Annotated in this window: 11 protein-coding genes; all 11 read left to right on the top strand. The window is 62.6% G+C overall.

Annotated elements, in window-relative coordinates; translation table 11 throughout:
* On the top strand, positions 1–634 hold a 634-nt coding region (gspJ, locus tag VIZ63_RS25290; RefSeq protein WP_331612637.1), incomplete at its 5' end, for a type II secretion system minor pseudopilin GspJ.
* Positions 631–1,596, top strand: a complete 966-nt coding sequence (gspK, locus tag VIZ63_RS25285; protein ID WP_331612636.1) for a type II secretion system minor pseudopilin GspK — start codon at positions 631–633, stop codon at positions 1,594–1,596. The genes gspJ and gspK, both read left to right, overlap by 4 nt.
* Positions 1,596–2,858 (top strand): type II secretion system protein GspL, encoded by a 1,263-nt coding sequence (gspL, locus tag VIZ63_RS25280; protein ID WP_331612635.1) that lies wholly within the window; start codon positions 1,596–1,598, stop codon positions 2,856–2,858. The genes gspK and gspL overlap by 1 nt, the downstream gene beginning before the upstream one ends.
* A 14-nt stretch (positions 2,859–2,872) precedes the next feature.
* Entirely contained in the window at positions 2,873–3,370 is a 498-nt protein-coding gene (gene gspM / locus VIZ63_RS25275; protein ID WP_331612634.1) for a type II secretion system protein GspM, read from the top strand.
* Positions 3,371–4,111 carry a type II secretion system protein N gene (locus VIZ63_RS25270; protein WP_331612633.1) on the top strand — a complete coding sequence of 247 codons (741 nt, stop codon included), beginning with the start codon at positions 3,371–3,373 and terminating at the stop codon, positions 4,109–4,111.
* A 155-nt stretch (positions 4,112–4,266) separates the two neighbouring features.
* Positions 4,267–5,472: an ABC transporter substrate-binding protein gene (locus tag VIZ63_RS25265; protein WP_331612632.1), complete on the top strand. Its 1,206-nt coding sequence runs from the start codon at positions 4,267–4,269 to the stop codon at positions 5,470–5,472.
* Between the two features lie 115 nt (positions 5,473–5,587).
* A complete protein-coding gene (locus VIZ63_RS25260; protein WP_331612631.1) occupies positions 5,588–6,613 on the top strand; it encodes an ABC transporter ATP-binding protein in 1,026 nt (341 codons plus the stop codon).
* Complete coding sequence (locus tag VIZ63_RS25255; RefSeq protein ID WP_331612630.1) at positions 6,610–7,554, top strand: ABC transporter permease; 945 nt, start codon at positions 6,610–6,612, stop codon at positions 7,552–7,554. The genes VIZ63_RS25260 and VIZ63_RS25255 overlap by 4 nt, the downstream gene beginning before the upstream one ends.
* The gene (locus VIZ63_RS25250; RefSeq protein ID WP_331612629.1) at positions 7,544–8,353 is read left to right on the top strand and encodes an ABC transporter permease; all 810 of its coding nucleotides are present in this window, start codon (positions 7,544–7,546) and stop codon (positions 8,351–8,353) included. Before VIZ63_RS25255 ends, VIZ63_RS25250 begins: the two co-directional genes overlap by 11 nt.
* A gap of 55 nt (positions 8,354–8,408) precedes the next feature.
* Complete coding sequence (locus VIZ63_RS25245) at positions 8,409–9,833, top strand: gamma-aminobutyraldehyde dehydrogenase (RefSeq protein WP_331612628.1); 1,425 nt, start codon at positions 8,409–8,411, stop codon at positions 9,831–9,833.
* Between the two features lie 141 nt (positions 9,834–9,974).
* The gene (locus VIZ63_RS25240; RefSeq protein ID WP_331612627.1) at positions 9,975–12,389 is read left to right on the top strand and encodes a S8 family peptidase; all 2,415 of its coding nucleotides are present in this window, start codon (positions 9,975–9,977) and stop codon (positions 12,387–12,389) included.
* The last annotated feature ends 60 nt before the right edge of the window (positions 12,390–12,449 follow it).

The raw sequence follows: 12,449 nt of genomic DNA, 5'->3' as shown, positions 1-12,449 counted from the left end.
ATCAGGCCGCGGTAACCTGGGACGTACCTCCGTTGGGGGGTTCACACTCCTCGAAGTCCTCATCGCCGTCGCGATCTTCGTGATCGTCGGCGTGCTGGCGATGAGTGGCTACAACGAACTGATAACGCAAAGCGGCCGTCTCGACGAGAGTGCAGCGCGCACGCGCGCCGTTCAGTCGACGATGATGCGCATGAGCCAGGATTTCTCGTTGCTCGAACCGCGCGCCGTGCGCCCGGTGCTCGGTGAAGAACCGATGCCGGCATTGCGTGCCGGTGGCGACGGTAACAGCGGCGGCATTGAACTCACGCATTCCGGATGGAGCAACCCCGCCGGTGTGCCTCGCCCTACCCTGCAGCGCGTTGCCTACCGGCTCGTGGACACTGAGCTTCATCGCGACTACTGGCCCGTGCTCGATCGCATGCAGAACGCGGAACCAGTCAGCGTCGTGATGCTCGACAAGGTGAAGAGCATCTCGGTGCGCTACATGGGCGGGGATCGCGACTGGAAAGAGCAGTGGCCGCCACTGGGCTTCTCGGGACCGACACAGCGCTATGCCCTGCCGATTGCCGTGGAGATCACGCTGGAACTGGAAGACTGGGGCAAGGTGACCCGCATCGTGGAGGTCGCCGGATGAACATGCCGCAACTGGGTGCAAGACAGCGCGGTGTGGCTCTGATCACGGCCGTCCTCATCGTGGCGCTCGCAGTGATCCTGGCCACCAACGTCGGGTTCAAGGGCTATCTCGATCAGCGCCGCAGCTCCACGATGTTCTCGCTCGATCAGGGATTCGAGGTCGCCATGGGTGCAGAAGCCTGGGCCGCTGACATCCTGAAGCGCGACGCGCAGAGCGGCAGCAGCGTGGACGATTACACCGAGGAATGGGCGACGCCCATCCCGCCGATTCCGGTCGACGGCGGCGACGTCGCGGGTCAGCTCGAAGACATGCAGGGCCGGTTCAATCTCAACAACCTGGTCAAGGTCGACAATGGCGAACTGGTTGCCGACGCCGAGGCCGTCAAGCGCTTCAAGAACCTCCTCGTGCTGCTGGAACTCGAAGAAAAATGGGCCGACATGATCGCCGACTGGCTCGATACGGACATCAATCCGGGATTTCCCGACGGCGCCGAGGACAATGTCTACACCTCACTCACGCCGGCGTATCGGCCGCCGAACATGCGTATCACACGCACCAGCGAATTGCTGGCGCTGCATGACTTCGGATTGGAACGTTATCGTCGCCTCGAACCTTTCGTTTCCGCCCTGCCGCCGGGCACGTCGATCAATCTGTGTACCGCTGCTCCGGAAGTTCTCGATGCGTTGATCGGCAACGGCGTGAGCGAGTTCACGCGCGACCGCAAGAACGTCACCGAGATGCGCAAGCTGCGTTGCTTTCCCAGCCTTGCAGATTTCAAAGGGCAGCTGGATCCCGCACTCGCGAGCGCGTATGACCAGGGCGATGTCATCAGCGAGAGCAGCAACTACTTCCGCGCCAACATCTGGGTCACTATTGGCACTACCCAGTTCACCCTGTACAGTCTCTTGAATCGCGCCAACGGCATGGTCCGTCCCATTTTGAGAAGCTTCGGAACCGACTGATGACAGAAGCGCTGGTCATCCGACTCACAAACACCTCGCCCATTGCACGCGACACCACGCAGCCCGTCACGGCTGAATGGATCGCTGTCGACAGCACCGGCGCGCGTCACGGCAACGTGCAATCAGGATCACTGGCGGATGCAGCGGCGTTCACAGGCGGCCGTAGGGTCGTCGCGATCGTTCCGGGCACCGATGTCACGCTGGCAGAACCGGTGTTGCCCGTGAAGAGCGGCGCCAAGCTGCTGCAGATGGTGCCGTACGCACTCGAAGAGCAGATGGCGGCAGACATCGACGATATGCACTTCGCCGTGGGCCGTCGTGACGATCGTCCGGGAACGCCTGTCGCAGCCGTAGCGAAAGATCAGATGCAGTTCTGGGTTGCGGCATTCCAGGACGCGGGACTGCATGTCGATGCCATCTATCCCGAGACGGCTGCGCTGCCCGTTACAGCCAATGGCGTGACGCTGCTGGTCGATGACACGCGTGTCTTCGTGCAACGCGAGTCGACTCCAGGCGCTGTTCTCGACGTGCAGCCCTTGATCGAAGCCGTGCAACTCGCGCTCGCCTCCGGCGATGACTCGCGCGAACACGTGACGATCTATCTGACCGAATCCGTCTACGAACATGAGCGCGACCTGTTCGAAGGGCTGCGCGAATTCACGGCCAGCCTGCAGTTGAAGCTGCTTCCCGATGGACCGCTGCCGCTGCTCGCCGCAAACGTGATGACGAAGCCGTCGATCAACCTGCTGCAGGGCGCCTACGCGCCGAAGACGCGGTTGCGGCTGTCGTTCCAGCCCTGGCGCTATGCAGCGGCGTTGCTCGCTTCCTTCGTCGCGTTGCACATCGGTCTCACGGCCTGGCAGTACGTCGACCTGCAACGCAAGGAGCAGCGCCTGGACGCGGAGATCGCGGAAGTGTTCCAGCAGGCGATCCCGGGTGCGCCCGTGCCCGATGCCATCGCTGCCCGCAAGCAAGTCGAGATGCGTCTGAATGCATTGCGCGGCGGCGGCGCCAGCAGCGGTGTCATGACCACGCTCGGCGTGCTCGTCGACGCCATGGCGCAGGCGCCCGGGGCCACGCTCGAAGCCCTGTCGTATCGCGACAATGCGACTGATCTGCGCGTGCTGGCCCCATCGGTCGATCAGCTCGACAAGATCCAGCATGTCGCGGTCGAACGCGGCCTGTCGGCGGAAATCCAGTCGGCCAGTCCGCGCGATTCCAAGGTCGAAGGTCGCTTGAAACTCAAGCAGTCCGGCGCCTGAGGCAGGCAGCAATCATGCAGAAACTCCAGGACTGGTTCCGGACTCTCAAGCCGCGCGAACGCGCCGTCGTGCTGGGCGGCGGCGTTATCGTCGTGGTGGTTGCGCTGTACACGCTGGCACTCGCCCCGTTCTATAAAACGCTGCACGAACGCAGCGAGCGCGTGCAGCATATGGAGGCCGACCTTACGTGGATGCGCAGCGTTGCCGGTGAAGTGCAGGCGCTCGGCGCCAATCAGCTCGTCAGTGCGGGTCCCAGTGACGAGTCGTTGGTCGTGCTCATCGATCGTACCGCCCGTGAATGCGGTATCGGTTCCTCACTTACCGGTCAGACGCCGAATGGCGATTCCGGCATCCGCGTGCGCCTCGAAGCCGCTCCCTTCAATGCCCTGGTCAAGTGCGTCGGCAACCTGCAGCAGGTGCATGCCATCAGTATCGAACAGGCTACTTTCGACAAGGCGTCGCGCCCCGGCCTCGTCAACGCCAGCCTGGTGCTGACTCGCGCTCCCACCTGAATGAAAAAAATCTGGCCCCTGGTCGCGCTCGGAATCGCGGCTTATATCGTATTCGCACTGGTGACTTTGCCCGCGAGGGTAATCACTTCGCGCCTGCCGCCTGACATCGTCATTGCCGGGGCGGAAGGCACGGCCTGGAACGGACGCGCACCGGTGGTGATTGTCGGTGGCGCCAATGTCGGCAGCATTACCTGGAAGCTGCATGCGCTGCCGCTGCTGGCGCTCAAGCTCCAAGCCGATGTGAAAGTCACGCGCAGCCAGGGATTCCTGCAGGGCACGGTCAGCGTGTCCGGTTCACGGGACGTAAGTCTCACCGGGTTCTCCGGCTCGCTGCCGCTGGACTCCCTGCCCGCCCACGCTGTGCCGGGCGGTTGGACGGGGACAGTGAACGCCAAGCTTGCGCGCCTGGATCTGCAGGACGGCTGGCCGGTCCGTGCGGATGGCACCCTCGAAGTGCTCGATCTCGTAGGCCCCGCACGCAAGCCGGCGCCACTGGGAAGCTACAAGATCATCTTCCCGCCCGAACCCACCGGCAATGAACTGGTCGGCGCGCTCGCCGACATGGGCGGTCCGCTCGAGATCGCCGGTAACGTTCGCCTCAGTCCCGATCGCAGCTACCTGGTCGAAGGATCGGTCGCCGCGCGCCCCGAAGCCTCCCGGTCGATGGCCGATTCGCTGCAGATTCTGGGCACGCCCGATGCCCAGGGCCGCCGACCGTTCTCCCTCTCCGGAACGATGTAATCGCAGACGCAGGCGTCCTGCCTGCGTATTCATGCCATCTGCACGCTGCATTCCCGCAGCGCTACACTGCTGCCTGATTCCTGGCCAACGCCGGCCGCTCGAATCGCATCCTCGGAAAAACGTTCCTTCGCGGGCCAATCCAACCGGGAGAATTTATGCGATCACTCATCGATTCATCCGCAGTGCGCATCGTGCTTCTGGCTTCGGTCGCAACGATGGTTACGGCGTGCGGCAAGAGACAGGAAGAGACACCCCTCGCCCCTGCAGCAACTTCTGCAACTGCAACTGACGCGGCCCTGGAGGGCCAGGTCGATATCGTGGCATGGCCCGGTTACATCGAACGCGGTGAAACCGACAAGAGCTATGACTGGGTGACGAAGTTCGAAGCCGACACCGGTTGCAAGGTCAACGTGAAGACCGCCGGCACGTCCGACGAAATGGTGTCACTCATGACGCAGGGCGGCTACGACCTGGTCACAGCATCCGGCGATGCTTCGTTGCGACTGATTCGCGGCGGCACCGTGCAGCCGATCGACGTCGAGCGCGTGGCCTCGTACGACTCGCTCGATCCACGATTGAAAGAAGCCCCCTGGCACTTCGTCGATGGCAAGCACTACGGCGTTCCTTATCAATGGGGACCCAACGTGCTCATGTACAACACCACCGTATTCAAGACCGCACCAACCTCCTGGAACGTATTGTTCGAAGCGCAGAAGTTTCCTGACGGCAAGAGCAGCAAGGGCCGCATCCAGGCCTACGACGGTCCGATCTACATCGCGGATGCTGCGCTGTATCTGATGACCAGCAAGCCTGATCTCGGCATCAGGAATCCGTACGAACTCACTGAAGCTCAGTACGCTGCGGCGCTCGATCTGCTGCGCGCCCAGCATCCGCAGGTACAGCGCTACTGGCACGACGCGAACGTGCAGGTGCAGGATTTCACGAACGAAGGAGTCGTGGCCTCGAGTTCCTGGCCATTCCAGGTGAACACGCTGGTCGCCAACAAGCAGCCGATTGCCAGCACCGTTCCCGCAGAAGGTGCGACGGGCTGGGCCGACACGACGATGCTGCACGCCAGCGCCAGGCATCCGAACTGCGCGTACAAGTGGCTCGAATGGTCGATCAGTCCCAAGGTACAGGGCGACGTCGCCTCCTGGTTCGGTTCCCTGCCTGTCGTACCCGCAGCCTGCAACGGCAATGACCTGCTCGGCGCCGACGGTTGCAAGAACAACGGCATCGACAACTTCGACAAGATCCACTTCTGGCGCACGCCGGAGTCGAAGTGCGCCACGCAAGGCGACGCTTGTGTTCCCTATAGCCGCTGGGCGACGGATTACGTGGCCATCATGGGCGGAAGATAAGACTTAGAAAGATTTCCACGGGGCTACACGGGGATTAAGGGAATAGGAAGATATGGAGGTTCGACCCCGTGGTACCCCGTGATCCCCGTGGAGATCTTCATCCAGTTCGTCCCGCATGACTCCCGCCATCGAGTTCAGTAACGTCTCACGCGTCTACGGTGACGTGCGGGCCGTCGATCAGGTGTCGTTGCAGATCGCGTCCGGCGAGTTCTTTGCCATGCTCGGGCCTTCCGGGTCGGGCAAGACCACGTGTCTGCGACTGATCGCGGGGTTCGACTTGCCGGATGGCGGCCAGATTCTGCTCGATGGTGATGACGTCACCGACCGGCCGCCGTACGCTCGCGACGTCAATACGGTGTTCCAGGACTACGCATTGTTTCCCCACATGAACGTGCTGGAGAACGTCGCGTATGGGCTGCGTGTACGCAAGGTGTCGGGCAACGAACAGCGGCGACGGACCATGGAGATGCTGGAACTCGTCAAACTCTCCGCCCTTGCGCAACGGCGGCCTTCGCAGCTGTCTGGCGGACAGCGTCAGCGCGTGTCTCTGGCGCGTGCATTGATCAATCGGCCGCGTGTGTTGTTGCTGGACGAGCCACTGGGCGCACTGGATCTGAAGCTGCGCGAGGAAATGCAGATCGAGCTGAAGAATCTGCAGCGGCAACTGGGCATCACGTTCGTGTTCGTGACGCACGATCAGGGAGAAGCCCTGTCGATGGCCGATCGGGTCGCCGTGTTCAATCAGGGCAAGGTCGAACAACTCGATACGCCGCGTATCCTCTATACGCGCCCAGCCACTGCGTTCGTGGCGCGATTCGTCGGCAGCGCCAACGTCGCGGGGCGCGAACTTGCTCAGGCATTGACGGGCTCGGCCCAGCCGTTCGCGATTCGCGCCGAGAAAATCCGTGTCCAATCCGCGGGATCAGCACCGCAACCCGGCACGATTCACTGCAACGGCACACTCATCGATGTGCAGTACCACGGCGCCATCAGCCGCTACCAGGTGCAGCTCGCCAGCGGTGACCTGTTCGCGGCGGCCGTGAGTAATCATGCGGAGACGCAGCATTCGGCAATCGGTTCACAGGTGACGCTGCATTGGTCCGCCAGCGACGCAGTCCCGCTCGCCGGAGAGCCCGGATGAACACGGCGCTTGCAGCGGATGCGGCAGGCGGCTGGTTTCGCGGCGCGTCGACGTTCCTCTACCGCCGTCCCGGCTTCTACCTGTGCCTGCTCCTGATTCCGCCGCTGTTGTGGTTCGGCACGGTGTATCTCGGTTCGCTGTTCATGCTGCTCGCGAACAGCTTCTATGCGATCGACGAGTTCACCGCAAAAATCGTGTACGAGCCGACGCTGGCCACGTTCAGGCAGGTGGTCACGCAACCGGCCCACATCGACATCATCGTGCGCACGGTCGTGATGGCGCTGGCCGTCACGATCGCCTCCGCCTTCATCGCGTTTCCAGTGGCCAACTACATGGCGCGTTACGCCACACCCCGCATAAAGGCATTGTGCTATGTCGGCGTGATGCTGCCGATGTGGACCAGTTACCTGGTGAAGGTCTACGCATGGCGGCTGCTGCTCGCGAAGCAGGGCATTCTCAGCTGGCTGTTCGATTCGGTCGGTGCAACGCCGTTGCTGGATGCGACGCTGGAACTGCCCGCCATCGGCGGCCCGTCGCTCTCCTCGTCCTACCTCGGCATGTTCATCGTGTTCGTGTACATGTGGCTGCCCTACATGATCCTGCCGCTCGCTGCAGCGCTCGAGCGTGTGCCGACCGCGTTGCTGCAGGCTTCGGCCGACCTGGGTGCACGTCCGATGCAGACCTTCCGCACTATTACATTGCCCCTGGCGTTGCCGGGACTCGCCGCGGGATCGGTCTTCACATTTTCACTCACGCTTGGCGACTACATCATCCCCAGCGTCGTCGGCGCGCCCGGCTACTTCATCGGCATGATGGTCTATCAGCAGCAGGGAACCGCAGGCAACCTGCCGCTGGCCGCGGCATTCTCGGTGGTGCCGATCGTACTGATCATGGTGTACCTCGCACTCGTGAAACGTGCCGGAGCTCTCGATGCGCTCTAAGGCACGAGCAACTCATCACGGGTCCTGGGCAACGCGGCTCGGCGCGATTCTCGGGCTGGCCTTTCTCAACCTGCCCGTACTCGTGATCATTCTGTATGCCTTCACGACCGACGATCGAACCTACGCCTTTCCGTTGCCGGGTGTCACGCTGCACTGGTTCCAGGCGGCCTTCGCACGCAGCGACATCTGGGCGGCCATGCGTCTGTCACTCAGTGTCGCCGCACTCGCCACGGTTCTGGCGATCGTGCTCGGCACCCTGACGGCGCTCGCACTGGCGCGTTCGCGCTTCTGGGGCAAGGAAGCGATCACCTTCGTCCTGATCCTGCCGATCGCCCTGCCCGGCATCGTGACTGGCATCGCCTTGCTTGCCGCCATCAAGGCCGCGCACGTTGATCCGGGCTTCTGGACCATCGTCATCGGTCACACGACCTTCTGCACCGTCATCGTCTACAACAACGTGGTCGCGCGACTGCGGCGCATGCCGCAGAACTGGATCGAGGCATCGATGGATCTCGGCGCCGACGGCGCGCAGACGTTCCGTTACATCGTGTTGCCGCAGATGGCAACGGCGCTACTGGCGGGCGGCATGCTGGCTTTCGCCCTGTCGTTCGACGAGATCATCGTCACGCTGTTCACGGCCGGCCACGAGAGAACCTTGCCGATCTGGTTCTTCAACGAACTCTTCCGCCCACGCGACCGCCCGATCACCAACGTCGTCGCCGTCATCGTGATGGCGGTGACGCTCGTGCCGATCCTTATGGCCTACTACCTGACGCGCCCGGCTGAAGAGGGAACATGAATGATTCTTCTCCGCTTGCTCGGGTCTCTCCGCGTGAACCTATGACGAGGTCGACATGAATACCAAGCTGCTGATCAATGGAAAGTTCGTCGCTGGCAAGGGCTCGAAAGAGGACGTTCTCGATCCTGCGACAGGCAAGGTCATCACGACGGTTGCCGAAGCGTCCGAAGAACAGATCGTTGCAGCCGTGGACGCTGCATCCAATGCATTCGACAACTGGTCCGCCACAGTGCCGAAGGATCGCGCCGCGCTGCTGCTGAAGGTGGCCGATCACATCGAAAACGAGGGCGAAGAGTACGCGCGCCTCGAATCGATCAATTGCGGCAAGCCGTATGCCGCCGTGCTCGCCGACGAGATTCCTGCCATCGCGGATGTCTTCCGCTTTTTCGCTGGTGCTGCCCGTACCCAGCACGGGGCGATCGCTGGCGAGTATCTTCCGGGCTTTACGAGCATGGTCAGGCGCGATCCGGTCGGCGTCGTGGCGTCGATTGCACCCTGGAACTATCCGCTGATGATGGCCGCATGGAAGTTGTCGCCGGCTCTGGCTGCGGGCAATACCGTCGTCATCAAGCCCTCTGAACAGACACCGCTCACTGCACTGAAACTAGCCACGAAACTGGCGGAGCTGTTTCCGCCCGGGGTGGTCAACGTCATCTTCGGACGAGGCGCATCGGTCGGTGCCTCCCTGATTTCTCAACCTGGCGTCGCGATGATCTCGCTGACCGGCGATGTCGGCACCGGCGAAAAAGTGCTACAGGCGGCAGCGAAAGGCGCCAAGCGCACGCATCTGGAACTGGGCGGCAAGGCGCCGCTGATCGTGTTCGACGACGCCGATCTCGAAGCGGTGGTGGGCGGTGTGCGCACGTTCGGTTTCTATAACGCGGGTCAGGATTGCACGGCGGCCTGTCGCATCTACGCCGGACCGAAAATCTACGACAAGCTCGTGGCCGACCTGACGTCCGCCGTCGCATCGATCAAGGTGGGCAGGCAGACGGACGAAGGTGTCGAGATGGGCCCGCTGATCAGCGCAAAGCAGCGCACGCGCGTTGCGGGCTTCGTCGAGCGGGCCGCCGACAAGAAGCACATCGAGATCACGACCGGCGGCAAGGTGCGCGGTGGCGGCGGCTTCTTCTATGAACCCACGATCGTCGCTGGCGCGAAACAGAGCGACGAGATCGTCAAACGGGAAGTCTTCGGACCGGTCGTCTCGGTGACCCGCTTCAATGATGCCGACCAGGCCATCGCCTGGGCCAACGATTCGGACTACGGCCTGGCCTCGTCGGTGTGGACCAACGACGTGAGCAAGGGCATGCGCGTCGCATCGCGATTGCAGTACGGCTGCACATGGATCAACACGCACTTCATGCTGGTCAGCGAGATGCCGCATGGCGGTATGAAGCGCTCGGGTTACGGCAAGGATTTGTCGATGTACGCGCTCGAAGACTACAGCGTAGTGCGCCACGTCATGGTGAAGCTGTAAGCGCCGGACACGCCTTCCGTACACTGGCGAGGACCTGTCTCTTGCGCTGATCCTCTGGATCAGGGGCACAACCGCTGTGGCTGCTGCACTCGCCTGCATGCGAATAAACAACCGAACCGTCAGCGTCGAATGGAGTGACACATGGCCACCAAACGCAGCAAGTCCCGCGCAACCAAGCGTCCCACGGTCCGGCGTCCGCCAGTACCGGGAGGAAGCGATAGGTCCGGCAAGCGGGCGCTCAGTACCACCGACGGTGAGTCCGGTCGGGTCAGGACGATCCTGTATGTGCACGGCATCGGCAACAAGCCCTCGCCGGAGATCCTGAAATGCCAGTGGGACGAGGCGCTGTTCGGCTTCAATCTCGGCGAACGCAGTCGCATGGCGTACTGGGTCAATCGCGTGCTGTATCCACAGCCGACCAAGGCCAGCTGCAAGATGGCCGATGCCACGCAGGACCTGGCCTCGGCAAGTGCCGATGCGGTTGCCATTCGCGCCCTGGCCCATGCGGATGCAGGCATCGAGCCGCTGTTGCCCGCTGACACTGCGAAGAAAAGCGAACGCGACATCCTGCGCCGGATCGCCGAGCGCGTACTCGAAGAACCGGTACTGGGAGATCAGATTGGCGCAGCGGATTTTCATGCGCGCGTACTGCCCTTGCCGGCGCCCCTGCGCGAGTTCATCACACGCCGTATCACCAAGGCCTTCCTCAAGGACGTCAACGAATTCCTGTTCGTCAAGGAACGCCGGGATGCGATGCGCGAGAGCGTCCTGTCGCGCCTGCGCACGGGCGGCGGTCCGTTCATCGTCATCGCGCACAGTCAGGGTTCGATGGTGGCCTATGATGCATTGAGCAGCTTGACCAGCGCGGATGGCATCGAGATCGATCTTCTGATCACGATCGGTTCGCCGCTTGGGCTCGAGGAGGTGCAGGATCAGCTCAAAGTCATCACGAATCAAAAAAAGGGTCTCGGCGTTCCAGGCGTGGTCAAACGCTGGGTGAACGTTGCCGATCCGCTCGATCCGGTCTGCGCCGACAAGCGGTTGCGGGGTGACTACTCGCCGACCGGGGGCGTGTCCGTCGAGGACTTCGAACAGTGGAATGCCGACTCGCCGCGCGATCCGCATTCCGGCTCAGGCTATCTGCGGCTGCCCGAAGTACGCGGACCCGTTCGCTCGACGATCGATCGCGAGCTGTTCCAGCGCATCGCGCCATTCACCATCGCGCGCGATCTCGTCAGCCAGATGGAAGCCGGTGCTGCAGAGGAGCGCCACGCGGTCTTGATCGAACTGCGCGATCAGTTCGAGCCCGGTAGTGCCTCGCGCCCGGCAGACGATGTGCGGGAGGATGTCGTTGGCTGGATCAGGAAGGCGCTCCGCGACACCCGACCACGATTGTCAGAAGACGACGTCGATCTCGAGCCGCTCGCCAGTTACGTGTCAGCCAAACTCACGCGGACCGAGATCGAGCGCATGTCGACGGAACTGCATCTGGACTCGGTGTATCGCGTCTTCCGCAACGCGCGCAAACGCGCCCTCCTCGACCAGTCCATCAATGTCCTGCAATGCGCCACTGCGCACCGCGGCTACGACTCGCGCGGACAGGGCATCACGTGGGCCGTGCTGGATACGGGCATCGACCCGTTGCATCCGCACTTCTCGTACGGCACTGCCGGTTCGAACATCGGTCGCGTCTTCGATTGCCTGAGTCCGGGGGCGATACGCGAATGGGATGCGAAGAACGCACCGCGCGTCGGCGTCGACGGCAACGGACATGGCACGCACGTCTCAGGGATCATCGCCGGCCGGATCGCAGAGCTGGGCATCAGCGGGATCGCTCCCGCGGTAACGTTGCACTCCTACAAAGTTCTCAACGATGAGGGCCGTGGCAGCGATGCGAAGATCATCAAGGCGCTCGATCACATCTACGACAGCAACCGTAGTGGAGCGTCGCTGGTCATTCACGGCGTCAATCTGAGCCTGGGTGGCGCCTTCGATCCCGAGGCTTTCGGCTGCGGCGACACGCCGATCTGCAAGCAACTGCGCAAACTCTGGCGCCAGGGTGTGGTGGTCGTGCTCGCGGCTGGCAACGAGGGCTACCTGGAACTGCAACAGGGCGATGAAACCATCGGCCTCAATACCGATCTGTCGATCGGAGATCCCGCGAATCTCGACGAGGCCCTGGCGGTCGGGTCCATCCACAAGTCCAAGCCACATCTGTACGGTGTTTCGTATTTCAGTTCCCGCGGCCCGACGGCCGACGGCCGCTGCAAACCCGATCTGGTCGCGCCCGGCGAACGCATCGTGTCGTGTCGCGCCGGCGCGAACCCGAAGACGATGACGCGTGCGAATCTCTACGTGGCGATGAGCGGCACCAGCATGGCGGCACCGCACGTGTCAGGAGTCGTGGCCTGCTTCCTGTCGGCAAGACGTGAGTTCATCGGCTATCCTGAACGCATCAGGGAAATCCTGCTCGGCGCCTGCACGGACCTGAAGCGTGATCGTATGCATCAGGGCGCAGGCATGCCGAATCTGGTCAAGATGCTGCTCGGAAGTTGACGATCCTGCGATGGCGAGGGTGCGGGCATGGCGCAGCGTTCGGAAAATACAGCTATCACC

This window comes from Povalibacter sp. (assembly GCF_036520495.1).
Lineage (GTDB): Bacteria > Pseudomonadota > Gammaproteobacteria > Steroidobacterales > Steroidobacteraceae > Steroidobacter.
This window is presented reverse-complemented; position numbering and strand designations above follow the sequence as displayed.